Annotated in this window: 26 protein-coding genes; 11 read left to right on the top strand and 15 right to left on the bottom strand. The window is 69.3% G+C overall.

Features of this window, described 5'->3' with window-relative positions:
* Positions 1 to 163: 163 nt before the first annotated feature.
* From AC6LKG_RS20020 to AC6LKG_RS19995, 6 genes are all read right to left on the bottom strand, one after another.
* Positions 164 to 547: a DUF4148 domain-containing protein gene (locus AC6LKG_RS20020; RefSeq protein ID WP_498167301.1), complete on the bottom strand. Its 384-nt coding sequence runs from the start codon at positions 545 to 547 to the stop codon at positions 164 to 166.
* 240 nt (positions 548 to 787) lie between these two features.
* The gene (locus AC6LKG_RS20015) at positions 788 to 1279 is read right to left on the bottom strand and encodes a copper chaperone PCu(A)C (RefSeq protein WP_498167298.1); all 492 of its coding nucleotides are present in this window, start codon (positions 1277 to 1279) and stop codon (positions 788 to 790) included.
* A gap of 28 nt (positions 1280 to 1307) precedes the next feature.
* A complete protein-coding gene (locus tag AC6LKG_RS20010; protein WP_498167295.1) occupies positions 1308 to 1925 on the bottom strand; it encodes an SCO family protein in 618 nt (205 codons plus the stop codon).
* Positions 1926 to 1984: 59 nt separating this feature from the next.
* The gene (locus AC6LKG_RS20005; protein WP_498167292.1) at positions 1985 to 2416 is read right to left on the bottom strand and encodes a DUF2946 family protein; all 432 of its coding nucleotides are present in this window, start codon (positions 2414 to 2416) and stop codon (positions 1985 to 1987) included.
* 35 nt (positions 2417 to 2451) lie between these two features.
* Positions 2452 to 3969 (bottom strand): acyl-CoA-binding protein, encoded by a 1518-nt coding sequence (locus AC6LKG_RS20000; protein ID WP_498167289.1) that lies wholly within the window; start codon positions 3967 to 3969, stop codon positions 2452 to 2454.
* Entirely contained in the window at positions 3959 to 5242 is a 1284-nt protein-coding gene (locus AC6LKG_RS19995; RefSeq protein WP_498167286.1) for an MASE1 domain-containing protein, read from the bottom strand. Before AC6LKG_RS19995 ends, AC6LKG_RS20000 begins: the two co-directional genes overlap by 11 nt.
* A gap of 273 nt (positions 5243 to 5515) precedes the next feature.
* On the opposite strand from AC6LKG_RS19995, the gene AC6LKG_RS19990 reads away from it, so the two are divergent.
* Complete coding sequence (locus tag AC6LKG_RS19990; RefSeq protein ID WP_498167284.1) at positions 5516 to 6199, top strand: peptidoglycan DD-metalloendopeptidase family protein; 684 nt, start codon at positions 5516 to 5518, stop codon at positions 6197 to 6199.
* Between the two features lie 132 nt (positions 6200 to 6331).
* Here the strand turns inward: AC6LKG_RS19990 and AC6LKG_RS19985 are convergent, their stop codons facing one another.
* The 3 genes from AC6LKG_RS19985 to AC6LKG_RS19975 all read right to left on the bottom strand — a co-directional run bounded on the left by AC6LKG_RS19985 (position 6332) and on the right by AC6LKG_RS19975 (position 8637).
* Positions 6332 to 7093: an amino acid ABC transporter ATP-binding protein gene (locus tag AC6LKG_RS19985; protein WP_498167281.1), complete on the bottom strand. Its 762-nt coding sequence runs from the start codon at positions 7091 to 7093 to the stop codon at positions 6332 to 6334.
* Positions 7090 to 7770 carry an ABC transporter permease subunit gene (locus tag AC6LKG_RS19980; protein ID WP_054429229.1) on the bottom strand — a complete coding sequence of 227 codons (681 nt, stop codon included), beginning with the start codon at positions 7768 to 7770 and terminating at the stop codon, positions 7090 to 7092. Before AC6LKG_RS19980 ends, AC6LKG_RS19985 begins: the two co-directional genes overlap by 4 nt.
* Positions 7771 to 7851: 81 nt before the next feature.
* Positions 7852 to 8637, bottom strand: a complete 786-nt coding sequence (locus AC6LKG_RS19975; RefSeq protein ID WP_498167278.1) for an amino acid ABC transporter substrate-binding protein — start codon at positions 8635 to 8637, stop codon at positions 7852 to 7854.
* 192 nt (positions 8638 to 8829) lie between these two features.
* Between AC6LKG_RS19975 and AC6LKG_RS19970 the strand changes: the two genes are divergently transcribed.
* Positions 8830 to 9918 (top strand): P1 family peptidase, encoded by a 1089-nt coding sequence (locus tag AC6LKG_RS19970; RefSeq protein ID WP_498167275.1) that lies wholly within the window; start codon positions 8830 to 8832, stop codon positions 9916 to 9918.
* Positions 9919 to 10087: 169 nt separating this feature from the next.
* Complete coding sequence (gene trhA, locus AC6LKG_RS19965) at positions 10088 to 10711, top strand: PAQR family membrane homeostasis protein TrhA (RefSeq protein ID WP_498167272.1); 624 nt, start codon at positions 10088 to 10090, stop codon at positions 10709 to 10711.
* Positions 10712 to 10721: 10 nt separating this feature from the next.
* On the opposite strand, the gene AC6LKG_RS19960 is transcribed toward trhA, so the two are convergent.
* The gene (locus AC6LKG_RS19960) at positions 10722 to 11195 is read right to left on the bottom strand and encodes an Lrp/AsnC family transcriptional regulator (protein ID WP_498167269.1); all 474 of its coding nucleotides are present in this window, start codon (positions 11193 to 11195) and stop codon (positions 10722 to 10724) included.
* Positions 11196 to 11333: 138 nt separating this feature from the next.
* Here AC6LKG_RS19960 and kynU point away from each other — a divergent pair, with 138 nt between their 5' ends.
* Together kynU and AC6LKG_RS19950 are read left to right on the top strand one after the other, a co-directional pair.
* Positions 11334 to 12584, top strand: coding sequence for a kynureninase (gene kynU, locus AC6LKG_RS19955; protein WP_498167266.1), 1251 nt, complete (start codon positions 11334 to 11336; stop codon positions 12582 to 12584).
* Between the two features lie 58 nt (positions 12585 to 12642).
* Positions 12643 to 14064, top strand: a complete 1422-nt coding sequence (locus AC6LKG_RS19950) for an amino acid permease (protein WP_498167263.1) — start codon at positions 12643 to 12645, stop codon at positions 14062 to 14064.
* Here AC6LKG_RS19950 and AC6LKG_RS19945 read toward each other — a convergent pair.
* On the bottom strand, positions 14059 to 14979 hold the full coding sequence (locus tag AC6LKG_RS19945; RefSeq protein WP_498167261.1) for a LysR substrate-binding domain-containing protein: 921 nt from the start codon (positions 14977 to 14979) through the stop codon (positions 14059 to 14061). The two genes, AC6LKG_RS19950 and AC6LKG_RS19945, sit on opposite strands and share 6 nt — an antisense overlap.
* 109 nt (positions 14980 to 15088) lie before the next feature.
* Here AC6LKG_RS19945 and AC6LKG_RS19940 point away from each other — a divergent pair, with 109 nt between their 5' ends.
* Entirely contained in the window at positions 15089 to 16399 is a 1311-nt protein-coding gene (locus AC6LKG_RS19940; protein WP_498167259.1) for an SLC13 family permease, read from the top strand.
* Here AC6LKG_RS19940 and AC6LKG_RS19935 read toward each other — a convergent pair.
* The 4 genes from AC6LKG_RS19935 to AC6LKG_RS19920 form a co-directional block, all read right to left on the bottom strand.
* Entirely contained in the window at positions 16371 to 16793 is a 423-nt protein-coding gene (locus tag AC6LKG_RS19935; protein WP_498167257.1) for a VOC family protein, read from the bottom strand. The two genes, AC6LKG_RS19940 and AC6LKG_RS19935, sit on opposite strands and share 29 nt — an antisense overlap.
* Before the next feature lie 99 nt (positions 16794 to 16892).
* Complete coding sequence (locus tag AC6LKG_RS19930) at positions 16893 to 17585, bottom strand: helix-turn-helix transcriptional regulator (protein ID WP_498167256.1); 693 nt, start codon at positions 17583 to 17585, stop codon at positions 16893 to 16895.
* Between the two features lie 180 nt (positions 17586 to 17765).
* Positions 17766 to 18629: a hypothetical protein gene (locus tag AC6LKG_RS19925; RefSeq protein ID WP_498167254.1), complete on the bottom strand. Its 864-nt coding sequence runs from the start codon at positions 18627 to 18629 to the stop codon at positions 17766 to 17768.
* 200 nt (positions 18630 to 18829) lie between these two features.
* Positions 18830 to 19297, bottom strand: coding sequence for a CopD family protein (locus AC6LKG_RS19920; RefSeq protein ID WP_498167252.1), 468 nt, complete (start codon positions 19295 to 19297; stop codon positions 18830 to 18832).
* A 167-nt stretch (positions 19298 to 19464) separates the two neighbouring features.
* On the opposite strand from AC6LKG_RS19920, the gene AC6LKG_RS19915 reads away from it, so the two are divergent.
* The 5 genes from AC6LKG_RS19915 (at position 19465) to AC6LKG_RS19895 (ending at position 25650) form a co-directional block, all read left to right on the top strand.
* Complete coding sequence (locus tag AC6LKG_RS19915) at positions 19465 to 19974, top strand: sigma-70 family RNA polymerase sigma factor (protein WP_498167250.1); 510 nt, start codon at positions 19465 to 19467, stop codon at positions 19972 to 19974.
* Positions 19953 to 20951: a FecR domain-containing protein gene (locus AC6LKG_RS19910; protein ID WP_498167248.1), complete on the top strand. Its 999-nt coding sequence runs from the start codon at positions 19953 to 19955 to the stop codon at positions 20949 to 20951. Before AC6LKG_RS19915 ends, AC6LKG_RS19910 begins: the two co-directional genes overlap by 22 nt.
* Before the next feature lie 112 nt (positions 20952 to 21063).
* Positions 21064 to 23682 carry a TonB-dependent hemoglobin/transferrin/lactoferrin family receptor gene (locus tag AC6LKG_RS19905; protein WP_498167246.1) on the top strand — a complete coding sequence of 873 codons (2619 nt, stop codon included), beginning with the start codon at positions 21064 to 21066 and terminating at the stop codon, positions 23680 to 23682.
* 80 nt (positions 23683 to 23762) lie between these two features.
* Positions 23763 to 24809: a hemin-degrading factor gene (locus tag AC6LKG_RS19900; RefSeq protein ID WP_498167329.1), complete on the top strand. Its 1047-nt coding sequence runs from the start codon at positions 23763 to 23765 to the stop codon at positions 24807 to 24809.
* 10 nt (positions 24810 to 24819) lie between these two features.
* Positions 24820 to 25650 carry a heme/hemin ABC transporter substrate-binding protein gene (locus tag AC6LKG_RS19895; RefSeq protein ID WP_498167243.1) on the top strand — a complete coding sequence of 277 codons (831 nt, stop codon included), beginning with the start codon at positions 24820 to 24822 and terminating at the stop codon, positions 25648 to 25650.
* Positions 25651 to 25705 lie beyond the last annotated feature (55 nt).

The raw sequence follows: 25705 nt of genomic DNA, 5'->3' as shown, positions 1-25705 counted from the left end.
GGTCTATCGCCGGCGGATAGGGCGCCCGGCTGCGCGGAACGCTGGCATCCGGGGCGGCGTGGGGCGCCGCGCTGCCGCCGGGCCCCGCGAGGCCGCCGGCGGCGGATGTGTGCAGGCATTGTATGAGGAATCAGGGCGCACCGCAGATTGCGGTGCGTCCCTGTTATTGGATGTCGGACGTGCCGCTATGGGCCATCGTGACGGGCGGGTAGCTTTCCTGGCCGGATGCCATCTGCCCTTGCATCTCGGCGATCCGCAGGTCCTGCCTGACCTGGGCGCGGCTTTCCCCCGGGCCGTTCGAGGCGATGGCGGGCGGGTAGTCTTCCTGGCCGAAGGAGTATTGCCCGTCGGCCTTGGACTGGGCGAGTTCGGCATTCACCTGGTCGGCGGTCTTGGCTGCGGGGGCCGGGTAGCTGACGCTCCAGTCGCCATAGAGGTTGCGCTTGTATTGCGCGGTGGGGACGGTGGTATGGGGGGGTTGGGCTTGCGCGGCCGTGGCGGCGGTCAGGCCGGCGCAGAGCAACAGAGTGACGGTCAAGGTCTTCATGAAACGCTCCTGGCAATCAAAGCAAACGGCCCGAGGACAGGCCGCGCCGTCGTCCCCGTTGCGGCATGGGGGCGATTTCCTGGGATGCGGCGGATGCGCGGAGAAACGGCGCGCCCGGTGTTATAGATTCGACCGGGCGCGCATCCTGGCGTTGCAGAAAACCAGGGTTGTCGTCCAAACAACTATTTCAAGCTTGAAATACAGGTGTCAAAGCGCTTGCGATGACGGGTTCGCCATCGATCAATGCCCGTGCTTGGCGGCCGGCGCCGCCCCGCCCGCCAGTGGGCGGGCCTCGGCCGTCACCGGCACGCGCCGCTGCTTGCCGTCGGCGTCCTGCACCAGCAGCGTCAGGGCCACGGGGTCGCCCACGGAGATCTGTTTTGCCAGGTCGATCAGCATGACGTGATAGCCCCCCGGCTTGAGTTCCACCGGCTTGCCGGCGGGCAGTTCGATGGCGGGCACCTGGCGCATCTTCATGACGTTGTCCTGCATCGCCATTTCGTGCACCTCGACGTGCTTGGCGGCGCTGGATTCGACGCCGACCAGGCGCGCCGGGGTGGCCGATGTCAGGCGCATGAAGACGCCGGTGGCGTGCTGGTCGGGCACGGTGGCGCGGACCCAGGCGTCCTCGACCTTGAGCGTGGCGTCCTGTGCCGTGGCCGGTGCGCTGGCCAGCAGCAGGACGCCCAGGGCGAAGGCGGAAGCAAGGGATTTGAAGGGGGTCGTGATCATTGGGAATTCCTTTGGATGTGGCGGGAGGTCAGAGCACGGTGCGCAGGTCGGCGGCGCATTCCTCGGCGCTCTGCTGGTGGCGCAGGGCCAGGCGCAACTTGCCCTGGGCATCGATGACGTAGGTCAGCGCGGTGTGGTCCATGGTGTAGGACGAGCCGGTCGGCACCTTCTGGTAGAACACCTTGAAGGATTGCGCGGCCGCGCGGGTCTGCTCGGCATCGCCGCGCAGACCCACGAACGCGGGGTCGAAGGCCTGCATGTAGGCGCGCAGGATGTCCGGCGTGTCGCGTTCCGGGTCCACGGTGATGAACAGCACTTGCAGCCCGGCGGCGTCGGCGCCCAGCAGGCTTTTGATTTCCAGCGCGCGGGTCAGCGCGGTGGGGCAGATATCGGGGCATTGGGTGAAGCCGAAGAACAGCATCACGGTCTTGCCGCGATAGTCGGCCAGTTGGCGCGGATTGCCTTGCGTGTCGCGCAACTGGAAATCGCCGGTGGGCATGCTGGACAGATCCATGCCATTGATCTTGGGGGCGTCGGGGCCGCAGCCGGCCAGGGGCAGCAGGGCCAGGGCCGACAGCAGGCGGCGCCGATGACGGTCGGGCGCCGACGGCGCGCCCGGGGGGGCGCGCAGGGGAAGAGCATGCATTGAAGCCTCGTTGCTTGACGGTTCGCACGGGCGCGGCGGAGCCGCGCGGGAGGGCGGAGTCAGGCCTTGCGAGGCGGGGCGCGCGAGCCCAGCGGCGGCCCTTGGGCCGGCTGCGTGGGGAGTCCGGCCGGAACGGCGGCGTGCAGGGGCGCGGGCCCGGCAGCGGCGAGCGCCAGCGGCGCGAGGAACGGGGCGGGGGCGGGCGTGAGGTGCGCCAGCAGCCCGAAAGGGCATTGCGCGCCGGTCTCGGCGCCGGAGTGGGAGCCGGCGTCGCGCTTGCCCGCTGGCGCCAGCGCCAGCCGCAGCGCGGACAGGTCGCCGGCGGCCGAGCAGAAGGTGACTTCGATGCGGCCATCGTGCAGCGCGCGGGCGTCGGGCATATACCCCTGCGGCACCGCGGCGCGCAGCAGCACCGCCACGAACGCCAGCCACAGCACGACCCGGACGCACAGGGCGCCGCGGGTTTGCGGGGGGCGGATCGGGGCGGACATGGCGCGATTGTAGGCCCAGTGATGGCGGGCGCGCTTCAGGTGTCGGGATCCAGGCGTCGGACCAGGGCGATATAGCGGCGCCGGGCCTGGTCCGCGGGCAGGCCGGCCAGCAGGCGCCAGGCGGCCAGTTCGATCTGGTTGCGCAACGAGGCGTCTGGGCTGTCCTGTGGCGGAGCATCGCCCCGCCGCGCCTGTTGCTCGTAGGCATACAGGCGGATGGCAACGCTCAGGGAGGGGGGCTGCGGCAGGGCGCGCAATTCGATCACCGCGGCTTCGAACGAGTCCTGCAGCGCGTCGGCCGGGATGGCCAGGGTGTCCGGGTCCATGGCGTCGCCCTCGGGTTCCAGGCCGCTGGCGACGGCCAGCCGCCGCCACAGGGCATCGACGGCGGCCGGCTCGGCAGCCTGCGACGTGATCCTGGCGATGCTGTTGTTGCGCAGGCGCAGCGTGTGGGTGGCGGCGCCATGGCCGAGGGCGGCGCCGTCGCGCACCTGAAAAGCCAGCGGCAGCGCGAAGCCGCGCCCGGCCGGCGCCGGCGGGCCGACGCTGGCGACCGTGAAGGTATTGCGCGAATAGTCCATCACCCGCGAGAACAGGTCGATCAATCCGCCGCGCCCCTGGTAGACGCCGCTCAGGGGATTGTCGCCGCCTTCCTGCCAGACGACGTCTTCCGCGAACAGCGGGAACAGGGCTTCGAAGCGGCCCGCCAGCATCGCCTCGCGGTATTGGCCCAGCAGGTGTTCGACCTGGTCCGCGTTCATGGCGGCGGCGCGGCCCGCCCGCGCGGGGGCGGGGGATCTGTCCATGAACTGCAGGACGTCGGCGGCGACCCGGTCGCGGTCGTTGTCCACGCAGATCATGTGATAGCTGTTGTCCAGCAGCACCAGCCGGCTGTCGGGGATGGCGCCGGCCAGGAAGCGGGCCGATCGCACCGAGGTCAGTTCGTCCTCGTGGGCGTGGATGATCAGGCTGGGGCAGGCGATGGCGTCGAGGCCGCGCCGCACCATCCGGCGCAGGCGATCGACCTCGCGGATGCACGCCAGCGGCACCCAGCGGTAATGGAAATTCTCGCCGCGCTCGAACTTGGCCTTGACGATGGAGCGCACCAATTCATTCTTGATGCCGTAGGGTTCTTCTTCCTCGACCCGCATGCGCGCCGCCAGGCCGGGGATGCGGTAGACCAGCCTGCGCAGGCCGCGGTACCAGGGCGTGCTCCAGCCGTCGATGAAGACGGGCGCGGCCAGGCTCACCAGCTTGCCCTGGCGGTGATCGACGCGTTTGCACAGCTCCACCGCCAGCAGCGCGCCCAGGCACATGCCGATCACGTGCAGGGTGTCGTGGCGCGCGGCCACTTCGCGGTAGCGGGCGACGACGGCCTCGATCCAGTCCTCGGCGCGCACCGGCAGCAGGTCTTCGGGCGTGGTGCCGTGGCCGGGCAGCGTCAGCGTGTGCGTTTCGATGCCGGCGCGCTTGAGGATCTTGTGCAGCGAGCCCAGGTCGTATTGGGTGCCGCCCAGTCCATGGATGAGCAGGGCGCCCGTGCTAGCGGACATCTGCCTGCTCGATGTCGCCGAGACGCCACATGCCCGCCACCACGGCCACGCTGCCGTCGAAATCCGCCAGCGGCGAGCCGCGGTCGCTGACCACGCGCCAGCCGCCGTCGGCATGCGCCACGCGGAACAGCAATGGCGTGCGGTCCTGGGCGCCGGCTCGGCGCGCGGCCCAGTGCAGCGTCAGGCGCGCGCGGTCGTCGGGATGCGCCTGGGCCAGCAGGGCATCCAGGCTGGCCAGCGCGGCGGCCTGCCTGCCGAAGGCGCCCTGCACGTCGCCGGCCAGTTCGAGCGAACCGTCGAACGGGCTGTAGCGGTACATCAGTTGGTGGCTGCCCGCCAGCGCCAGGTCGAAGCGGCCGCGCCATTGCTCGGCATTCTCGAGTTCCTGCGCGCGGGCGCCGCGCAGGGTGTTGACCAGCAGGATCAGCAGCGCGGTGACCACCAGGTAGACCTGGGTGGCCAGTAGTACGTGCCAGGGATCTGCGGCCTCGATAAAGGGGCCTTCGCCCTGCGCGCTCTGGTACAGCGCCATCAGGGTCAAGGTGACGACCGCGAGGGTGCCGCCCAGCGGCCCCCATACCAGGGCCGCCAGCACCGCGAACACCAACGGCAGATAGGTCAGTTCGAAGGTGACGACATAGGGCAGATTCCTGATCATGTCGCCGTCGAAGGTCATGAAGGTCGACACGATCAGGCCCGCATAGGCGCTCACGCCCAGCACCAGGTCGCGCATGCGCGGACCGCCCGAGCGGCGCGGACGGAATTGGGCCCAGACCGTCAGGGCCGGCGCCAGGATCAGGATGCCGGCCAGGTAGGCCGCGACCCAGGTGCGCAGCCGGACCAGGGCGTCGCTGGCCTGCGTCAGCCAGAGCCAGCCGCCGCCCAGCAGCGCCGAAAGCGCGGCGCCGGCCACCGCGCCGGCCAGCAGTGCCGCCACCAGCCCCAGTCCGCCTTCGCGCGGCGCCAGGCGCCGGACCGTCCAGGCCGCCAGCAGACTGGACAGGCTGGCGTTGATGGCGAAGACCAGCGCCGTGGCGGGCTGGCCGCGGGTGAAGCTGGTGAGCGCCAGTTGGGCGCAGAAGAAGGCGGCCAGCAGCAGCGGCCAGTTGCGGCGCCGGGTCAGCAGGTAGGCGCCCACGGCCACGCCTGGCGGCAGCCAGACGAACACGGCGTGGCTGACCGGATCGTTGAGCAGGCGCGAGAACACCCCGCACAGCAGGTACGGGATGGCCCATAGCAGGCAGTACAGGTTTCTTCGCGGTGCTTGGGGCATTCCCATATGGTTCCTTGCAGGCGCAGTGGCACGGGGCGAGCGGGGGCTCGCGGCGATCAGCGGGTTATACACGGCCTGGCCCGGTCCGCGAAAGTTGGCGCGGACGCACGCCTTTCGAAAATCTTGGTACCCTTGGACGCAGTCGATCCCACTCCGTTCCAGGCTTCAGTGCTTTCCTTGCCCGCCCAGACCCTGTCCCTTCCCGCTTCCGCCGCCGTTTCCGGGTTCGCCCGGGCATGCCCGCCCGCCAGCGGCATCCTCCGGCGGGTCCGGTTGGCGTTGCTGATCGTGGTGCTGGCATTGCTGACGGCCTGCGGCACCACGCCCAAGGTCCAGCCCGGCTATTACCGGGTGCAGTCGGGCGATACGCTGACCCAGATCGCCCGCAAGCACGGCACCAGCGTATCCAACCTGGCGCGCTGGAACAAGTTGACGAACACCAATGCCATCGAGGTTGGCCAGATGCTGCGGGTGGCGCCGCCTGCCGGCCAGGCCAGCGGTTCGGCGCGGCCCAAGTCGCGTCCCAAGGCCTCGGGCGGATCACGGGCGTCGGCGAGTTCCATGGGCAAGCGGCGCACCGCGCCGCCGGGGGCGATCTCGCTGGTGTGGCCGGCGCAGGGCAAGGTGACGCGCGGCTATGACGGGTCGGGCTCGAACGGCATCGTCATCTCCAACGCCCTGGGCACGCCGGTGGTGGCCGCCGCCGCCGGGACCGTCGCCTATTCCGGCAGCGGCCTGCGCGGCTATGGGCATCTGGTGATCGTCAAGCACAACGCCAGCTTCCTCAGCATCTATGCGCATAACCACAAGCTGCTGGTCAAGGAAGGCCAGCGGGTGAGCCAGGGCCAGAAAATCGCCGAAATGGGCAACAGCGACAGCAAGCAGGTCGGGCTGTATTTCGAGCTGCGCTACGACGGCCAGGCGGTCGATCCGGCGGGCTCGTTGCCCGGAAAGTAGAAAGAGCCCCCACGCGGCGCGCGCGTTGCGCGCTTGCTGCCCCCCGAGGGGGCTGCCCGGCCTTCGGGCGGCCGGGCGGCCGGGCGGCTATTTTTTTGCGGCGGTGTTGGAAGAAGGGGCGGGCGCGCCGCCTCAACCGATTTGGCTGGTGTCCTGCGTCAGGGTCGAGATGAATGCCGCGGTGCGCGGGTCGCGCGGCCGGGTGAAGAGGTCGCGCGAGGCGCCGGCTTCGACCACGTTGCCATCGAGCAGGAACACCGCTTCGCGCGAGACGCTGGCGGCCAGGCGCAGGTCGTGCGTGGCCATGAGCATGGTCATGCCTTCGGCGGCCAACTGGCGCAGTACGTCCACCACCTCGGCCGCCAGGCCGGGGTCGAGCGCCGAGGTCGGCTCGTCGCACAGCAATACGCGGGGGGCGGGCGCCAGGGCGCGGGCGATGGCCACGCGCTGCTGCTGGCCGCCCGACAGGTTGGCGGGCCAGGCCTCGGCCTTATCCAGCATGTTGACCTTGCGCAGCAGTTCCTCGGCGCGCGCGCGGGCCCGGTCGGCGGGCCATTTCTGCACGGTCACCAACCCTTCCATCACATTGCCGATGACGGTCTGGTGCGGGAACAACTGGAAGTTCTGGAACACCATGCCGGTCTGCATGCGCACCCGCTGCACCTGGTCGCGCGTGAGCTTTTCGCCGGGCTCGAACTCGATCCGCTCGGGGCCGATCTCGAGGGTACCGCGATCGGGCACTTCCAGCAGGTTGACGCAGCGCAGCAGCGTGCTCTTGCCGCTGCCGGACGGGCCGATCAGGGCGGTGACGCTGCCTTCGGCGATGGCCACGTCGACCTGCTTGAGCACCAGGTTGCCGCCAAAGGACTTCTCGATCTTTTCCAGGCGGATCATCGGTTCTTCTCGGAAAACACCGCGTGCTGGCCGAAGCGCCGTTCCAGGCGCACCTGGGCGGCGGACAGCACCGAACTGAACACCAGGTAGATCAGCGCGGCCTCGGTGTACAGGATCAGCGGTTCATACGTGACGGCGGCGATGCGCTGGGCCGCCTGGAAGATCTCGGGCACCGTCAGCACGGCGGCCAGCGAGGTGTCCTTGACCAGGGCGATGAAGGAATTCGACAGCGGCGGCACCGCCACCCGCGCGGCCTGCGGCAGCACGGTGCGGCGCAGCGCCTGGGCGCGCGTCATGCTCAGCGAATAGGCCGCTTCCCACTGGCCGCGGGAGATCGACTCGATGGCGCCGCGGATCACTTCGGAGTTGTAGGCGCCGACGTTCAGGGTGAAGCCGATCAGCGCCGCCGGCAGCGGGTCGAGCACCACGCCGACGCTGGGCAGGCCGTAGAAGATCACGAACAACTGCACCAGCAGCGGCGTGCCGCGAATCAGCCAGACGTAGAAGCGCACCAGCGCCACCAGCGGCGCCGGCCCGAACAGCCGGATCAGCGCCACCACGAAGGCCAGCGCCAGGCCGAGCGCGAACGACATCAGCGTCAGCGGCACGGTGAACACCAGCCCGGCGTGCAGCAGCGGCCAGAACGAGTCCGCCATCAGTTGCACCCAGGCTGGCACCGCCAGGGCGTCAAGCTGGGCCAGGACCCAGTCGGGCAGGACGTTGTGCAGCCAGTCGGGAAGCGTCATGGCGTAGGCGGCTTATTGCTGTGCCGACAGGTCCGTGCCGAAGTACTTGACCGAGATGGTCTTGTAGGTGCCGTCGGCCTTGATGTCGGCCAGCGCCTTGTTGATGGCGGCCACCAGTTCGGGGTTGTTCTTGCGCAGCAGCACGCCGGAATTGCTGAACTCGGCGGCCTTGTCGGTGGCGGCGATCCTGACCTTGGCGTTGGGCTTGTGCTTCTTGAAGTCCAGGAACGACAGGTTGTCGTTGACGGTGGCCTCGACGCGGCCCGAGGTCAGCAGGTCGATGGCTTCGTTGAAGCCCTGCACCGCGACCACTTCCGCGCCGTGGCTCTGCGCCAGCTTGCCGAAGTTGCTGGTGAGCGTGTTGGCGGATTTTTTGCCCTTCAGGTCGGCGAACGACTTGATGGTGGTGTTGTCGTCGCGCACGATCAGCACCGCGGCCGACGAGATGTAGGGATCGGAGAAGTCGTACTTGGCGCGGCGCGCGTCGGTGATGCCGACCTGGTTGATGACGGCATCGTAGCGCTTGGCGTCGAGCCCGGCGATCAGGCCGTCCCACTTGCCTTCGATGAATTCGGCCTTGACGCCCAGGCGCTTGGCGATGGCGCGTCCAATATCGACGTCAAAACCGGTAAGCTGCCCGGATGCGTCGTGGTAGGTGAAGGGAGCGTAGGTGCCTTCGGTGCCGATCTTGAACACGCCGGCGGACTTGATCTGGTCCAGCCCCGACTGGGCGTGGGCGGCGGACAGGGCGGCGGCCTGGACCAGGCCGGCGATGAACAACGAGCGCAAGAGTTTCATGGCAATGCTCCACGGATGAGAGATCACTGCGGAAGGGCCGCGCGGATCGTGCCGCCTTCCGGTGTAGCCGCACTCTAACAACGCGCCTATTTTTCCACAAAGCATAAGGAATAGTAAAAATATAGCGGCAAGTCATATGCGGTATTCGCGCCCCGGGCCGCCCGGCCCGGGGTTCATCCAGGTGGTATCCAGATGGAGACAGGCGTGCAACTACAGTGGAACAGGCGGGCTTTCATGATGGCGGCGGCGGGTGTCGCGGCGTCCGCAAGTGTCATGCCGGCGCAAGGCGCCAGCGGCTTGCGGCGGGTGCCCGGCGGCGGCAGCATCACCGACGTGGCCGGCCTGAAGGTCGGGCACTACACCGACACCCGGCGGCCCACCGGCTGCACCGTCATCATCGCCGAAGCGGGCGCCACCGGCGGCGTGGACGTGCGCGGCGCGGCGCCGGGCACGCGCGAGACCGACCTGCTCAACCCCGTCAACATGGTGGAAAAAGTGCATGCGGTGATGCTGGCCGGCGGCAGCGCCTTCGGCCTGGAGGCGGCTACCGGCGTCATGCGCTACCTGGAAGAACGCAAGATCGGCTTCGACGTGGGCGTGGCGCACGTGCCGATCGTGCCGGCCGCCATCCTGTTCGACCTGGGCGTGGGCGACGCCTCGATCCGGCCCGATGCCGCGGCCGGCTACCAGGCCTGCAAGGCGGCCAGCGCCAAGCCGCCGCAGGAGGGCAACGTCGGCGCCGGCGCCGGGGCGACGGTCGGCAAGCTGTACGGCGCCAAGCGCGCCATGAAGGGCGGCCTGGGCAGCGCCTCGCTGACCGTGGCCGGCGTCACGGTGGGCGCGATCGTCGCGGTCAATGCGGTGGGTGACGTGGTCGATCCGGCCACCGGCCACGTGCTGGCCGGCGCCCGCACCGCCGATGGCAAGATGCTGCTGGACACGCGCGCCGCGATCCTGGCCGGCGACCTGCCGACCTCGATGCGCGAAGGCGCGGCCACCACCATCGGCCTGGTGGCGACCGACGTCAAGCTGACCAAGGCGCAGGCGCAGAAGATGGCGCAGAGCGCGCACGACGGCCTGGCCCGCACCATCAACCCGATCCACACCATGCTCGACGGCGACACCGTGTTCGCGCTGGGCACGGGCGTTTCCAACAAGCCCGCCAACATGATGCTGCTGGGCGTGATGGCGGCCGAGGCGATGGCGATCGCGGTGCAGCGCGCCATCCTGGCGGCGCGCGCGCTGGAAGGCTATCCGGCGGCGGTGGATTTCATCGCCTGAGCCGCCTGCGGTTCGCGGCGCCGCGTGCCCGAGGGGCGCGGCGCCTCAAGCCGCCGCTTTCCCAGTCGCGCCTGGCGGCGCATCTCCCGGACGCCTGACCCCAGGCTGTCACATGGCGCCGGCATGATCGCAAGCGTCGGCGTCACGCCTGCGCGCGGGAGAGGGCAGCATGTACAAGGGAGAGCGCTTCAACGGGGCCACGCACCTGGCCGGCCTGGCCTTGGCGGTGGCGGCTTCCGGGGCCCTGATCGCGCGGGCCGCTGAATTGAAAGCCGAGTGGCGCCAGACCGCGGCCTGCGCCGTGTTCGCGGCATCCATGATCTCCGTCTATGCCTCCTCGGTGCTGTATCACTGCTCGCGCGGACGCCGCAAGGCGCTGTGGGCCAAGGCCGACCACTGCGCCATCTACCTGCTGATCGCCGGCACCTACACGCCGCTGGCGTTCGTGCCGCCCGAACTCGGTTGGGGCGCCGCCATGGCGGTGGCGATCTGGCTGCTGGCGCTGTACGGCATCGGCCGCGAGCTGTGGTGGGCGCGCGGGGCCGCGCCGGCCCTGCCGCTGTACCTGGCGATGGGATGGCTGGGCGTGATGTGCGCCGCGCCCATCGCCGGCGCGTTGTCGGGCGCCGGGCTGGCGTGGCTGCTGGCGGGGGCCGCGCTCTACACGGTGGGCACGGTGTTCTACGCCAACGACAAGCGCTGGCGCCATGCCCACGGCATCTGGCATCTGTTCGTCATGGGCGGGTCGGCCTGCCACTTCGTCACGGTATTCGGCTTCCTGCGCCACGCCTGAGCGCGGGCCGTCAGCGCCAGGCCGCCAGCGGCAGCATGCCGCCGCGGTTCTTCACTTTGCGCATGACGATATGCGAACACAGGTCGCGCACCCCGGCGATCTTGCTGAGTTTGTCTTCCACGAACTGCGAGAAAGCCGTCAGGTTGCGGGTGCGCACTGTCAGGATGTAGTTGGAAGCGCCGGTGACGATGCTGGCCTCGGTGATTTCGTCGTACAAGGCGATGCCGGCCAGGAATTCCTCGTGCCAGCCGATGCGGGACTGGTCCAGCGACACATGCACGACGGCTTCCAGCTCAAAGCCCAGCCGCTCGGCGTCGAGCACGGCGCGGTAGCCGCGGATCAGCCCGCTTTCCTCCAGCGCCCGCACCCGCCGCAGGCAGGCCGACGGCGACAGCGCCACCTGCTCCGCCAGATCCTGGTTACTGAGCTGGCTATTCTCCTGCAGGCGGTAGAGGATGCGGTGGTCGATGGCGTCCAGTTCCATGGTGCAATCCAATTCGAAAAAATGGTCTATGACGCAATTTAATGCGAAATCCTAGGGATAGCCACGCCTTGTTTTGCAACTATTCGGCTCGATCGCGCTGCTAGTATGTAGCCAGCATATTGCCCGAAGGAGCTGTGAATGCATACCCGCGAAAGCTGTGTCGCCGCCGACCGGCAGGACCCCCTGGCGCCGCTGAAGGCACGTTTCGACCTGCCGCCTGGCGTGCTCTATATGGATGGCAACTCGCTGGGCGTGATGCCGCGCGCGGCCGCCGCCCGTGCCGCCGAGGTCATCACCCAGGAATGGGGCACGGGCCTGATCCGCAGCTGGAACACCGCCGGCTGGTTCGAACTGCCGTCGCGGCTGGGCGACAAGCTGGCCGGCCTGCTCGGCGCGAAAGCGGGCGAACTGGTCATCACCGACACCACCTCGCTGAACATCTTCAAGGCCCTGGCGGCCAGCCTGCGCATCCAGCAGAAGCGCCAGCCCACGCGCCGCGTGATCCTGTCCGAACGCGACAACTTCCCCACCGACCTGTACATGATCCAGGGCATGATCGACCTGCTGCAGCAGGGCTACGAGATGCGCCTGATCGACGACGAACTGCCGCTGGAGCGGGCGCTGGACGCGGACGTGGCGGTGGTGCTGCTGTCGCACGTCAACTACCGCAGCGGCCAGATGCACGACATGGCGGCGGTCACGCGCCAGGCGCACGAGCGCGGCGCGCTGGTCATCTGGGACCTGGCGCACGCCGCCGGCGCGGTGCCGGTGGACCTGAACGGCGCCGACGCCGACTACGCCGTGGGCTGCACCTATAAGTACCTGAACGGCGGCCCGGGCTCGCCGGCCTTCATCTGGGTCGCGCCGCGCCACATTCCCGACTTCTGGCAGCCGCTGTCGGGCTGGTGGGGCCACCAGCGGCCGTTCGACATGACGGTCGCCTACGAGCCGGCCGGCGGCATCCGCCGCTACCTTTGCGGCACCCAGCCGATCGTGTCGCTGGCCATGGTCGAATGCGGCCTGGACGTGGCGCGCGAGGCCGACATGGCCGAGGTGCGCAGGAAGTCGCTGGCGCTGGGCGACCTGTTCATCGCCCTGGTCGAGGAACGCTGCGCCGGCCATCCGCTGACGCTGGTGACACCGCGCGACCATGCCCAGCGCGGCAGCCACGTGAGCCTGCGCCACCCGAACGGCTACGAGGTCATGCAGGCGCTGATCGCGCGCGGCCTGATCGGCGACTACCGCGAGCCCGAGGTGCTGCGCTTCGGCCTGACGCCGCTGTACTTCGGCTACGCCGACGTCTGGGACGCGGTCGAGATCCTGAAAGACGTGCTCGACAGCAAGGCCTGGGACAAGCCCGAGTTCAAGCAGCGTTCGGCCGTGACCTGACCTGCCGCGCACCGGCCCAAGCGACATCCAACAAGAGAGCGCAGTACCGGAGGAGACAATGCAACAACAAGGATTCGGCAGGATCGCCGAACGCGAGCAGGGGCTCAAGCGCCGCCTGACGTCCGGCCAGATGAGCATGATCGCGATCGGCGGGGCCATCGGCACCGGCCTGTTCCTGGGCAGCAAGTTCGCGATCGGCTTCGCCGGCCCCAGCGTCGTCATCAGCTACGCCATCGGCGGGCTCATCACGCTGCTGCTGATGGGCTGCCTGGCCGAGATGACGGTGGCGCATTCCACCTCGGGCTCGTTCGGCGCCTACGCCGAGCACTACATCGGCCCGCTGGCCGGCTTCCTGGTGCGCTATGCGTACTGGTCGTGCGTGGTGCTCGCGGTGGGCACCGAGGTCACCGCGGTGGCCGAGTACATGAAGTTCTGGTTCCCGTCGGTGCCCGGCTGGCAATGGGTCTGCCTGTTCTCGGCGGCGCTGATCTTCATCAACGCCATGAGCGTGAAGGCGTTCGGCACCATCGAGTACTGGTTCTCGACCATCAAGATCAGCGCCATCGTGGCGTTCATCATCCTGGGCGCCTACGTGGTCTGGGGCAATCCGCAATACGGCGCGGCGCAGTACACGGCGCACGGCGGCTTCTTCCCCAACGGCGCGTGGGGCATGTGGATCGCGGTGGTCATCTCGATCTTCAGCTACCTGAGCGTGGAGATGATCGCGGTGGCGGCGGGCGAGGCCGAGGACCCCGAGCGCGCGGTGAAGCAGGCGTTCCGCGCCACCATCGTGCGGCTGGTGGTGTTCTACCTGCTGACGCTGGCGTTGATCCTGGCCATCGTGCCGTGGGACCAGGCCGGCAAGGGCGGCAGCCCGTTCGTGACGGTGATGGAAGCGGTGCAGGTGCCGTACGCGGCCGGCGTCATCAACTTCATCGTGCTGGTGGCGGCGCTGTCGGCCATGAACAGCCAGTTGTACATCACCACCCGCATGATGTTCAGCCTGTCGCGCGCCGGCCACGCGCCGGCGGCGCTGGGCAGGCTGACGCGCAGCGGCACGCCGCTGAACGCGCTGCTGCTGTCGACCAGCGGCATCGCCATCGCCACCGTGCTGAACGTGCTGTATCCGGAGACCTCGTTCACGCTGATGATGGCGATCTCGATGTTCGGCGCGCTGTTCACGTGGATGATGATCTTCGTCACGCACTACTTCTTCCGCCGCCGCTGGGCGCGCGAAGGCGGCGCGGCGCTGTCGTTCCGCATGCCGGGCTTTCCGCTGCTGACGCTGCTGGGCGCGGGCGCGATGCTGGCGATCCTGGTCACGACCTACTTCACCGGCGTGTTCAAGATGACGCTGGTGTTCGGCGTGCCGTTCCTGCTGGTGCTGGCCGCGCTGTACCTGCTGCTGTTCCGCAAGTCCGCCGAGGCGGTGGCGCTGCAGGCGCGGCAGCAGCGTTCCTGGCGGCCGCGCAGTTCATGACGGATCTGTATTCGGCGGCATGACCGCCGCCGCGTCGGCCAGCAGGTGGTCGAGCAGGCGGCGGGCGCGGGCGCTGAGGGCATCGCGCGATGACACGCACAGCAGCAGCTCGCGCGCGGCCCAGGCGTCGGACAGCGCCACCGGCGTCACGCGGAGCAACTGGCGCATGCTGTTGGCCGTGGTTGCGGGCACGATGCCCACGCCCACGCCGGCCTCGACCAAACGGCACATGGCGTCGAAGCTACGCAACTGCACCCGCAGCTTGATGGGTTTGCCGACCACCAGCGCCTGACGCGCCAGGAAGCGTTGCAGCGCGCTGCTGCGGTCGAGTCCGACGAAGTCCTCGTCCAGCACGTCGCGGAACGCGATTTCGGCCCGCTTCGCCAGCGCGTGGCCGGCCGGCACGACCAACACGAAGCGGTCGGCGCGGTAGGCGTGGGTCTGCAGGGCGCCGGTGTCGACCGTGCCGGCGACGATGCCGATATCGGCAGAGCCGTCGGCGATGCACTCGACGATCTCGTCGCTCAGCATTTCCTGCAACTCGACGTTGATGCGCGGATGCGCCGCCAGGAAGCCGCTGAGCGCTTCGGGCAGGAAGGCGGTCAGCGCGTTGGTGTTGGACAGCAGGCGCACCGAGCCGCCGAACTCGCCGGAGAAATCGGCCAGGTCGTCGCGCAGGCGGTCGGCCTGGGCCAGCATGATGCGGGCATGGGCGGCCAGCTTCAGGCCGGCCGGGGTTGGGATGACGCCCTGGCGGCGGCGCTCCAGCAGCGGCGCGCCGAGCGAGGCTTCGAGGTTGCGGATGCGGGCGCTGGCGGCGGCCAGCGCCAGGTTGGCGCGGGCGGCGCCGTGGGTAATGCTGCCGGCCTGCACCACGTGCAGGAACAGCGCCAGGTCGGTCAGGTCGAAACGCATGGCGGCGAGCCTACGCGAGGCGCGCAGGCAGCCTCTGCGAATCGCGCATTTCCAGCGCGGGACAGGGTCCGTACACTGCGCCGATCCTTGTTCTCGTGGTGGTTTGCCCATGCATCTTGTCGCCTCCGGTTTTCCGATTCTACCCGCGCTGATCACCGCGACCACGATCGCGTTGTGGGCCTTTTCACGGCTGCCTGAGTACCTGACGGCGCTGCTGTTCTTCAGCGCGGCCATGATCTTCGCAGCCGCGCCGCGCGAAGTGGTGTTCTCCGGTTTTTCGTCGGCGGCGTTCTGGCTGGTGCTGAGCGGCTACGTGCTGGGCCTGGCGCTGAAGTACACGGGCCTGGCCGACCGCATGGCGGGCGCGCTGTCGCGGCGCCTGTCGGGTTCGTATCCGCGGGTGGTGGCCGGCGTGGTCGCGCTGACCTACCTGTTGGCGTTCGTGATGCCGTCGAACATGGGCCGCATCGCGCTGCTGATGCCGATCGTGCTGGCCTACGCCGACCAGATCGGGCTGGTCGCGGGGCGGCGCGGGCGTATCGGGCTGGCGTTGGCGGTGGGCTTTGGCACCTTCCAGCTTTCCACCTCCATCCTGCCGGCCAACGTGCCGAACCTGGTGATGGCCGGCAGCATCGAATCGAGCTATGGCCTGCAGTTGGGATATTTGCCGTATCTGTGGCTGCATGCGCCGGTGCTGGGCCTCCTGAAAGGCGTGGTGCTGGTGGCCTGCATCGCCTGGCTGTTCCGCGATACGCCCGAGGCCGCGCCGCCCGCTGCGCCGCCCCAGCCCCTGTCGGCGCCGGAAAAGCGCCTGGCGGCGCTGTTGGGGTTGACGTTGCTGGGGTGGGTGACGGACGGCTGGCATGGCGTGTCGCCGGCCTGGATCGGCCTGGCCTCGGCCTGTTTGTGCCTCTTGCCCAAGGTGGGTTTTGTCAGCGGCGAGCAGTTCGGCAAGGAGGTGAATTTCCGCACCGCGATCTATGTGGCGGGCATCCTGGGGTTGGCGGCGATGGCGGCCGACAGCGGCCTGGGCGGCATCATCGGCCGCGCCCTGCTGGCCTGGCTGCCGCTGTCGCCCGAGGCGCCGATGCGGAGTTTCTTTTCGCTGGTGGGCTTGTCGGCGGCATTGAACTTCGTGGTCACGGCCAACGGCGTGCCGGCCCTGTATACGCCGCTGGCCGAGACGCTGACGCAGGCCTCGGGCTTTTCGCTGATGACGGTGCTGATGGCGCAGGTGGCGGGCTATGCCACCGTCATCATGCCGTACCAGGCCTCGCCCATCGTGGTCGCGATGGGCATGGGCCAGGTGCCGGCGCGCAGCGGCCTGGCATTGAGCCTGCTGACCGCGCTGGTGTCGTTCGTGGCGCTGGTGCCGCTGGACTACCTGTGGTTCAGGCTCCTGGGAATGCTGGGATCGTGACGAGTTCGTCTTCGACGGCGGCGGGTTCTGGCGCCGGGGCGAACACGCGCAGGCGGTGGCCGTCGGGGTCGAGCGCCACGAAGGTGCGGCCGAAGTCCATGTTGGTGGGGGCCTGCAGGATCGGCAGGCCGCGCAGGCTCCAGTCGAGGTGGCGCTGGTTGAGCGCGTCGGCGTCGGGCACGGTGAAGGCCAGTTCGGTGCAGCCGCCGCGGCCGGCGGCGGCCGGTTCCACTGTGTGGCGCGACCACAGGCCCAGCATCAGGCCGGAGTCGAGCGCGAACAGCGCGAAAGTGGGCGAGCTCTCGACCGGCGAGCGGTTCAGCAGCGCACTGTAGAACGCCGCGCTGGCCTCGGGTTTGTCGACGTAGAAGATGACGAAGTTCTTGGCGGACATGATGCGCTCCTGGTTGAATGAGCGCTCATCTTAGAGAGGCATGCTGTCAGATTTTGTCAGTAGTCTGCACGCCGATGTCGCACCCTGCTGGCGGCGGCGTCAGCAGCCGCCGCACTGGGCCGCGTTGAGGGCGCGCCATTCCTTGAGCAGGGCGTGGCGGCGGCGCGGGTAGCGCGGCCCGGCGTCGAGCGTGGCGATACGGTCGGTGCGGAAATGGCGGTAGTCCTGGCGCAGTTCGCACCAGGCCATGACGATCCGTACGCTGTCGAAAAACCCCAGCGCGAATGGCCAGATGACGCGCTGCGAGTCGGCGCCCTTGTCGTCGCGGTAGGTGATGGCAATCTTCTGTTCGCCGCGTATTGCCTGGCGGATCTGGGACAGGTCGACCCGGTCGACCACCGCCCAACTGCTGGGGCCGACCAGCAACGGGATGGCGTCGAGTTCGTCGCGCAGTTCCTGGGGCAGGACCGCGCTGATCTTGGCCAGCGCGTTGGCGGCGGCCTGGCCCAGGCGGGGGTCGGACCGCCCGGCGACCCAGCGCGTGCCCAGCACCAGCGCTTCGATCTCTTCGGTGCTGAACATCAGCGGCGGCAGCATGAAGCCAGGCCGCAGCACGTAGCCGACGCCGGGCTCGCCCTGGATCTCGGCGCCCTGGGCCTGCAGCGTGGCGATATCGCGGTACAGCGTGCGCAGGCTGATCCCCAGGTCGGCCGCCAGGCGCTGGCCGCTGATGGGCAGGCGATGGCGCCGCAGGGTCTGCAGCAGGTCCAGGAGTCGTTCGGCGCGGGACATGGGACGGGGCAAGGGGGCGGGACGCGTAATGCTGCCACGGAATGGCAGCAGCGGAAAGCCGCCTGCCCGTCAATGCGACCGGCATGCCGCATGACCGGCCGGCCGCCGGCGACATGGCGGCCGGCCCGCGCCGGATACGGAAGCGGCCCGTGCCCGCCGCTTTTCCGGGGGATATGCCTGTCAGCGGCTGACCGGCTTGCCGCTGGCCACCTCGATGGCCGAGCCGTCTTCCAGGCTGACGCGGTAGATTTCGCGCAGCACGTTGCCGGCAAAGCCGATTTCGACGATGGACACATCCTTGAAGGTGGTGGCGATGCCGTCGGGCAGCGCGGCGTTGAACTTGGCGGCTTCCTGCTTCATGGCGTCGGCCAGGCGTTCGTCATACCGCGCCATGCTGTAGACCAGCGTGGTGTGCGGATTGTGGGCGCGCACTTCCTTGCCGTCGCGCATGACGTTGACCCCGCTCACGCCGACCGTCTTGACCAGATCGCGGCCGGCCTCGGACATCTTGGCGTAGACCGGGCCGGTCACGCGCGGCAGCGGGCCGTCGCGCAGCGGCGCCAGGGCGGCGGTGGCCACGGTGTTGTAGGCCATCATGGCCTCGAAGCCGGGGCCGCTCTTGACCACGCCCAGGTCCAGCCACCAGGGGTGGCCCGCGCCCTTGGCGGCCTCGGTCGGATAGAAACCCTTGAGCGTGATGGCCAGCGGCGCCGGCGGCTTGGGCAGCGCTTGCAGCATGCGCCGCGGCGTGGCCGGGTCGGCGCTGTGGATGTGGACCACCGTGACGTGGGGCATGTTGGGCGTGTCGGCCTCGGTCTTCAGGCCCAGCGCCAGCAGGTCCTGCTTGAGCGTGCCGTTGACCTTGGCGTCCAGTGCCGCGTTGACGTCCTTGGGCAGGCGGTACACCACGCCGTAGGTGGCCTTGTGCGGGCGGAACGCGGCTTGTTCCAGCGCGCTGTTATCGACAGGGGCGGCGGCGTGGGCGGCCGCGAGGGTGGCGAGGGACAGGCCGAGGGCGGCCAGGGGCAGGATGCGCTTGATCATGGATTTTCCTTTTATCTGAGACCCGCGAGAGTCCAGCCCAGTGTGGCCACGCCGGATGTAAGGCGTATTGCACCAGTCCGAAAAAATCCGATAAGCGCCGCGGTCCCGCCGATAGCTGGGCGCGGTCCGCGCCACGCGCCGGGCTTGCCGCCGTGCGGGTCCCGGGGCCTGTGGGAGGCTCCCTTTCGTGTGAACAAGTCCTAGAGCAGGAAGACCGCCGTGATGCTGGCCAGCCCCAGCAATAGATTGACGCCGACCCAGCGGCGGATGCCGGCCATGGCCTGGCCGCCGCGCGGCCATTCGGATGCCGCCACCGCTGCCCGCAGGCGTGGATAGAGCACCGCGCGGATGTAGCCGTAGATCACCGTCATGACCAGCCCGCCCGCGGCCATCACGGTCCAGCCGCGGGGCATGAAGAAAGCGCCGCCCGTGCTGCTCGCCTGGGCCGCCTCCTGGCCGATCATCGCCGCGCCCGTGGCCAGGATCAGCACGATGGCGGCCAGCACGGCATTCAGGAAGGGGCCGAGCACCGCTTGCATCAGCCGCAGCCGTTGCGGCGGTTCCAACTGTGCGGCGGCCGGCCGCAGGAAACAGTGGGCGAACAGCATGCCGCCGACCCAGAGAATCACGGCCAGCAGATGGATGAGCTTGAAGGCGCTGTAGGACATGGCATCGAACCGTCGACGTTGCGGAAACCGGCGCGGGCCGGGGCCGGCCGCGATTCGGCCGAATGCGTCCCCATCATATCGCCAAGGCGCGGATTGACCTTGCGCCCAGTTTCCATTTAGAATGAGATTGATTTGTATTTGTGATCAAAAGTGTTCGGGAGTCCACCGTGTCCAACCTTGCGCCAGCCTCCGGCGACGCTGTCCACTTGCTTTATCGCGCGCACCACGGCTGGCTGCACAACTGGTTGCGTGCGAAGCTGGGCAATCCGTGCGATGCCGCCGACCTGGCCCAGGACACCTTCGTGCGCGTGCTGCGCCATCGCCACGAGCTCGATGCGTTGCGCGAGCCGCGCGCCTACCTGACCACCATCGCCAAGCGCCTGGTGCTGAACCTGTACCGGCGCCGCTCGCTCGAACAGGCCTATCTCGAGGCGCTGGCCGCCATGCCCGAGGCGCTGGCGCCGTCGCCGGAACAACGCCTGCTGATCCTGGAAGCCCTGCAGGAAATCGACGCCATGCTGGCGGGCCTGTCGCGGCCGGCGCGCCAGGCGTTCCTGATGGCGCAGATCGAAGGCCTCGGCCACGTCGAGATCGCCGCGCGCCTGAACGTGTCGACGCGTTCGGTGCACCGCTACGTCGCCAAGGGGTACGAACAATGCATCATGGCGGTGATGTGAGCGCACCGTGGGCGGCGGGCGAACTGCCCGGCGTCGACCGCAAGGTCGCGCGCGAGGCCGCGCGCTGGCTGATGCGCCTGAGTTCCGGGCGGGCCACCGATGCCGACGTGCATGCCTGCGAGCAGTGGCGCGCCAGCAAGGCCGAACACGAAAACGCCTGGCAGCGCGCGCAGCGCGTCAACCAGCGCCTGGGGCTGATTCCGGCCACGCTGGGCATGGCGGCGTTGAACCGGCCCGAGTCCGCCGGCCGCCGCGCGGCCGTCAAGACGCTGGCGGCCTTGGTGGTGGCGGGGCCGGCGGGATGGGCCGCCTGGCGCGCCAGCCCCTTCGAATGGACCGCCGGCTACCGCAACGCCACCGGTGAACAGCGCCAGGTGGCGCTGAGCGACGGTTCCTCGCTTTGCCTGAATACCGCCAGCGCCGTCGATGTGCTGTACGACGGCAGGGCGCGGCTGGTGCGCCTGCGTGCCGGCGAGATCGCGGTCCATGCGCTGGCCGAGGCCGGTGCCCGGTCCCGGCCCTTCGTGGTGCGTACGCGGCGCGGCGACATCCGGACGCAGGCGGCGCGATTCTGCGTGCAGGACGCGGGCGCGGCCTGCCGGGTCAGCGTGCAGGAGGGCCGCGTGATGTTGGGCCGAGCCGATACCTGGGTGGCGCTGGCGGCGGGCGAGCAGGCCTGGCTGCGCGACGATGCGCCGCCGCGTCCCGAGCCAGCCGATCCGCATGCCGCCGACTGGACGCGCGGCGTGCTGCACGTCAGCGCCTGGCGCCTGGACGCCTTCGCGGCCGAGCTGGGCCGCTATCGGCCGGGAGTGCTGCGCTGCGACCCTGAGGTGGCCGGACTGCGGATTTCCGGCGCATTCCAATTGCACGACACCGACGCGGTGCTGGCGGCCCTGCCGTCCACGCTGCCGGTGCAGGTGCGCTATCGCAGCGCATATTGGGTGACGATCCTGCCGCGTGCGGGCCAGGCTTGAATCGTCGCTGTTACAAAAAAGCCGAGAAGGAGTTGTCCGGTTCGCATTTGCGCAGGGTCATGGTCAGTAGAGGCAGACGAATGCCGATACCCGTTGGATCGAAAGGACGACCATGGCTCACTTCCCCGCCAGCCGCGCGCGCGGCTATTCACTCAATCGAGAGGCTCCATGCCGACTGACCCGCCTGGCCCTGGCCCTGCGTATCGCCACCGTGCTGGCTGCCCCAGCCATTGCGCTATGGCCGGCCGCCGCCGTGCTGGCGCAGACCGCGCCGGCCGAGCAGGCGCGCGGCTACCGCATCCCGGCCGGCGCGCTGGCCGAGAACCTGTCGCGCTTCGCCGACGATGCCGGCGTCACGGTGCTGTTCGACGCAGCGCTGGTGGGCCAGCGGCGTGGCGCCGGCCTGAACGGGGAGTACGCCGTGGCTGACGGCTTCGCCCGCCTGCTGGCCGGCAGCGGCCTGGCCGCGCGCGAGCGCAGCCCGGGCGTGTTCGTGCTGCAGGCCTTGCCGGCTGGCGGCGTGACGCAACTGACGCCGGTCACGGTCGAGGGCGAGGGCGCGGCGGTCACGCCGGCGTGGGAGACCCGCAGCGACCGCAGGCGCCTGGACGACGCGCAGGTGCGCGGCTGGGGCGATCTGGGCAAGCGCCTGGAACCGGGCGTGAACTTCAACCGCCAGAACAACAGCATCAACATTCGCGGGCTCGACCAGGATCGCGTGCTGACGCGGGTGGATGGCATCCGCCTGCCGTGGCTCGATGACGGCGCGCGCGGCGTCAAGGGCGGGCTGGAGGCGGTGGACTTCAATTCCCTGTCGCGCCTGGACATCGTGCGTGGCGTCGACGCCAGCGCGGGCGGGTCGGGCGCCATCTCCGGCATGGCCGACCTGTACACGCTCGATCCCTCGGACCTGCTGAGCGATGGCAAGACCTTCGGCGCGCTGGCCAAGACCGACTACGACACCGCCGACAGCAGCTGGGGCGCCAACGCCGCGCTGGCCGGGCAGATCCACAGCAATACCTTCTGGCTGGTGCAGGCGGGCGTGCGCAACGGCCACGCGCTGGACAACCGCGGCGACGTCGGCGGCTACGGCCCGCGCCGCAGCGAGCCGACGCCCGAAGACTACGACCAGCGCAGTTTCCTGCTCAAGCTGCAACAACGCGTGGAGGGTGGCCATCGCTTTGGCCTGACCGGCGAATACTTCAAGCGCAAGGCCACCCAGGACAGCATGTTCGAGCAGGGCCCCGGCACCAGCTACCTGATCGGCGAGAACACCACCAGAAAGGAAACCGAGCGCGAGCGGGTGTCGTTCGATTATTCCTACAAGGCGCCGGGCGAGGGGGGCTGGATCGACAGCGCCACGGCGGTGGTGTATTGGCAGCGCATGCAGCTCGACAGCGCGCTGGATGGCGAGCGCAGCCGGGATTCGCGCGCCAACGCCATTCCCGGCGATCCATACTTCTATGGATATCCCAGCGGCGCCTATGGCCGCAACAACTCCATCCGCCAGACCCTGTTCGGCGCCAACGCCGAGCTGACCAGGCGGCTGGCGGGCGACGCGGTGTCGCAACTGTGGACCGTGGGCGGCGAGTGGTACGGCAACAAGACCGAGCAGAACTCCAGCGGCTACGACAATTGCCCGGCGGTGCCGCCGGGCACACGGGCGCCGTTCGGCCCGCGCACCTGCGACATGCTGCACACCAACCAGGCCGACGTGCCGCTGTCCAAGGGCAGCCAGTGGGCGCTGTGGGTGTCGGACGAATTCAGCTTTGGCGATGGCCGCTACACCGTCATGCCGGCGCTGCGCTACGACCACTACGAGCAAAAGCCCAGGTCCACCGAAAGCTACGCCAGCAACCGCAATGGCGGCGTGCTGCCGCCCGCCAACAGCGGCGGGCGCTTCTCGCCCAAGCTTCTGGCTACCTGGAAGGCGGCCGACGAATTGAGCCTGTATGCGCAGTACGCCTATGGCTTCAAGGCGCCCAGCGCGACGCAGCTCTACACCAACTACGGCGGTCCCGGCACCTATCTGCGGGTCGGCAATCCCTACCTGAAGCCGGAAACCAGCAAGGGCTGGGAACTGGGCGCCAAGCTGGGTTCCGATTCGCTCGGCGGCGCGCTATCGTTCTTCGATAACCGCTACCAGAATTTCATCGACAGCAACGTGTCGCTGGATGCCAACTCGCCGCAATGGCAGCCGGGCTGGGCCGGGCAGTATCCACTGGGCATCACCGGCAACGTCAACCGCGCCAAGGTGCGCATCTACGGCGCCGAGGCCAGCGCGCACTGGAAGTTCTCGCCGGGCTGGCGCACCTGGGGTTCGCTGGCGTGGGCCGTGGGCAAGGATGAAGGCACCGGCCAGTACCTGAACTCGGTGGCGCCGCTGAAGGCGGTGCTGGGCGTGGGCTATGGCCGCGACGTGTGGGGCGTGGACGCGCTGCTGACGACCGCCCTGCGCCGCAACAAGGTCGAATACCCGGAAGCCGGCGCCAAGACGCCCAATCGCGACTTCCAGGCGCCCGGCTACGGCGTGGTGGACCTGATGGGCTACTGGCGGCCGACGGCGGTCAAGGGCCTGCAGGTGCAGGCGGGCGTGTTCAACCTGTTCGACAAGAAGTACTGGGAGGCCATCAACGTGCCGACCGCCGGCGCCACGGCGCTGCCGCGGCCGGTGGACTGGTACACGGAGCCGGGGCGCAGCCTGCGCGTCTCGCTGACTTATCAATACTGACCCGCGCTGCCGCCGCTGCGCGACAGCGGCGGCAGTCCTGATTTTCCATTCCGGCCGGAGAGACCGCAATGAACCAAGAAGTGAAGCATCCTGATTTCGCTACCCGCGCCGCCGAGCTGCGCGCCCGCAACGACGCGCTGGCGGCGTCCAGGCCCGGCCTGCGCGCCCGCAACCTGGCCCAGGAACTCGGCGTGTCCGAGGCCGAATGGGTCGCGGCCGGCTGTGGCGGCGTCAAGGCGACCGAACTGCATGGCCAGCCGCAGGAGATCTTCCGCGAACTGGGCACGCTGGGCCCGGTGATGGCCCTGACGCGCAACGACTGGTGCGTGCATGAGCGCCACGGCGCCTACCTGGACATCCAGGCCGATGGACCGGTCGGCCTGGTGCTCGGACCCGATATCGACCTGCGGGTGTTCTTCTCGTGCTGGAAGTCTGCCTGGGCGGTCGAGCAGGACGGCCGCCACAGCCTGCAATTCTTCGACGGCGCGGGCGTGGCTGTGCACAAGGTCTACCGCACCGAAGCGACCGACGTCGCCGCGTACGATGCGCTGGTGGCCAGGTTCGCCGCTGCCTCGCGCTGGCCCGAGACCGCGCCCTATGCGCCGGCCGCCGACGCGCCGCGGGTCGAGGACAGCGCCCAGTGGCGCCAGGCCTGGCTCGGCATGCAGGACACGCACGAATTCTTCCCGTTGCTGCGCAAGTTCAAGGTGTCGCGCCTGGCGGCGCTGGCCGCCGCCGGCGAAGACCTGGCGCAGACGGTGCCAGTGGAGTCGGTCGAGCGCATGCTGGAGTCGGCGGCGGCCAGCGGCCTGTCGATCATGTGCTTCGTGGGCAACCGCGGCATGATCCAGATCCATACCGGCCCGGTGCGGCAGTTGCGCCGCACCGGGCCCTGGTTCAACGTGCTGGACCCGGCCTTCAATTTGCACCTGGACACCACCGCCATCGCGTCGGCCTGGGTGGTGAACAAACCCACCAGCGATGGCTGGGTGACGTCGCTGGAACTGTATTCGTCCAGCGGCGACCTGATCGCGCAGTTCTTCGGCGAGCGCAAGCCGGGCAAGCCGGAGCTGGCGGGCTGGCGTGAATTGATGTCGGGCCTGTGCCGCGTGCCGTTGGCCGCTTGAGGATGATGCAATGAAGACATGGCTGGCGGTGGCAGCTTGGATGCTGGTGGCGGGGGCGCAGGCGGCGCCGCCCGAGCGCGTGGTGACCCTGGGCGGCAGCGTGACGGAGATCGTGTACGGCCTGGGGCAGGGCGGCCGGCTGGTCGGCGACGACCAGTCCAGCCTGTATCCGGAGGCCGCGACCAAGTTGCCGCGCGTCGGCTATTACCGCGCGGTGCCGGTCGAGGGCGTGCTGGCGCTCAATCCCGACCTGGTGCTGGCCTCGGAACAGGCCGGGCCGCCCGAGGCGCTCAAGCGCCTGGGCGAAGTCGGCGTGCGGCTGGTGAGCGTGCCGGATGCGCCGTCGGTCGATTCGCTCAAGGCGCGCATCCGTGCCGTGGCCGGCGCGCTGGATGTGGCGCCGGCCGGCGAACGGATGGTGCGGGACGTGACGCGCGAGCTGGCCAAGGCCGAGGCCATGCCGGCCACGCGCGCGCGGGCGCTGCTGCTGATCAACCGCAGCGGTACGCCGCAGGGTGCGGGCCGCGGCACCGCGGCGGCCGAAGTCATGCACCTGGCCGGGCTGGACAATGTGCTGGATGGGCAGCAGGGCTACAAGCCGCTGTCGCCCGAAGCCATCGGCGCGCTGGCGCCCGATCTGATCATCATCACGCGCGAATCGCTGCTGGCCAGCGGCGGCCTGGAGGGCTTTGCGCGCCTGCCCGGCATCGCCGTGACGCAGGCCGCGGCGAAGCAGCGCATCATTGTCATGGACGACCTGCTGATCCTGGGGATGGGGCCGCGCCTGCCGCAGGCGCTGATCCAGCTCAAGCGGGAGGCGGCGCATGTCATGGCGCGCTAACCCGCCGCTGGCGCTGGCGTTGCTGGCGGTGGCGCTGGTGGCGGCGGTGCTGGCG

The sequence above is a fragment of the Achromobacter sp. 46006 genome, from assembly GCF_059761975.1.
The sequence above is the reverse complement of the archived record's forward strand: the minus strand, read 5'-3'. Positions and strand labels throughout refer to the sequence as shown.

Excerpts from the sequence above, each read along its gene's own strand:
- AC6LKG_RS20020 (WP_498167301.1), bottom strand. The coding sequence starts at position 547 with ATGAAGACCTTGACCGTCACTCTGTTGCTCTGCGCCGGCCTGACCGCC.
- AC6LKG_RS20015 (WP_498167298.1), bottom strand. The coding sequence starts at position 1,279 with ATGATCACGACCCCCTTCAAATCCCTTGCTTCCGCCTTCGCCCTGGGC.
- AC6LKG_RS20010 (WP_498167295.1), bottom strand. The coding sequence starts at position 1,925 with ATGCATGCTCTTCCCCTGCGCGCCCCCCCGGGCGCGCCGTCGGCGCCC.
- AC6LKG_RS20005 (WP_498167292.1), bottom strand. The coding sequence starts at position 2,416 with ATGTCCGCCCCGATCCGCCCCCCGCAAACCCGCGGCGCCCTGTGCGTC.
- AC6LKG_RS20000 (WP_498167289.1), bottom strand. The coding sequence starts at position 3,969 with ATGTCCGCTAGCACGGGCGCCCTGCTCATCCATGGACTGGGCGGCACC.
- AC6LKG_RS19995 (WP_498167286.1), bottom strand. The coding sequence starts at position 5,242 with ATGCCCCAAGCACCGCGAAGAAACCTGTACTGCCTGCTATGGGCCATC.
- AC6LKG_RS19985 (WP_498167281.1), bottom strand. The coding sequence starts at position 7,093 with ATGATCCGCCTGGAAAAGATCGAGAAGTCCTTTGGCGGCAACCTGGTG.
- AC6LKG_RS19975 (WP_498167278.1), bottom strand. The coding sequence starts at position 8,637 with ATGAAACTCTTGCGCTCGTTGTTCATCGCCGGCCTGGTCCAGGCCGCC.
- AC6LKG_RS19970 (WP_498167275.1), top strand. The coding sequence starts at position 8,830 with ATGGAGACAGGCGTGCAACTACAGTGGAACAGGCGGGCTTTCATGATG.
- trhA (WP_498167272.1), top strand. The coding sequence starts at position 10,088 with ATGTACAAGGGAGAGCGCTTCAACGGGGCCACGCACCTGGCCGGCCTG.
- AC6LKG_RS19960 (WP_498167269.1), bottom strand. The coding sequence starts at position 11,195 with ATGGAACTGGACGCCATCGACCACCGCATCCTCTACCGCCTGCAGGAG.
- kynU (WP_498167266.1), top strand. The coding sequence starts at position 11,334 with ATGCATACCCGCGAAAGCTGTGTCGCCGCCGACCGGCAGGACCCCCTG.
- AC6LKG_RS19950 (WP_498167263.1), top strand. The coding sequence starts at position 12,643 with ATGCAACAACAAGGATTCGGCAGGATCGCCGAACGCGAGCAGGGGCTC.
- AC6LKG_RS19945 (WP_498167261.1), bottom strand. The coding sequence starts at position 14,979 with ATGCGTTTCGACCTGACCGACCTGGCGCTGTTCCTGCACGTGGTGCAG.
- AC6LKG_RS19940 (WP_498167259.1), top strand. The coding sequence starts at position 15,089 with ATGCATCTTGTCGCCTCCGGTTTTCCGATTCTACCCGCGCTGATCACC.
- AC6LKG_RS19935 (WP_498167257.1), bottom strand. The coding sequence starts at position 16,793 with ATGTCCGCCAAGAACTTCGTCATCTTCTACGTCGACAAACCCGAGGCC.
- AC6LKG_RS19930 (WP_498167256.1), bottom strand. The coding sequence starts at position 17,585 with ATGTCCCGCGCCGAACGACTCCTGGACCTGCTGCAGACCCTGCGGCGC.
- AC6LKG_RS19925 (WP_498167254.1), bottom strand. The coding sequence starts at position 18,629 with ATGATCAAGCGCATCCTGCCCCTGGCCGCCCTCGGCCTGTCCCTCGCC.
- AC6LKG_RS19920 (WP_498167252.1), bottom strand. The coding sequence starts at position 19,297 with ATGTCCTACAGCGCCTTCAAGCTCATCCATCTGCTGGCCGTGATTCTC.
- AC6LKG_RS19910 (WP_498167248.1), top strand. The coding sequence starts at position 19,953 with ATGCATCATGGCGGTGATGTGAGCGCACCGTGGGCGGCGGGCGAACTG.
- AC6LKG_RS19905 (WP_498167246.1), top strand. The coding sequence starts at position 21,064 with ATGGCTCACTTCCCCGCCAGCCGCGCGCGCGGCTATTCACTCAATCGA.
- AC6LKG_RS19895 (WP_498167243.1), top strand. The coding sequence starts at position 24,820 with ATGAAGACATGGCTGGCGGTGGCAGCTTGGATGCTGGTGGCGGGGGCG.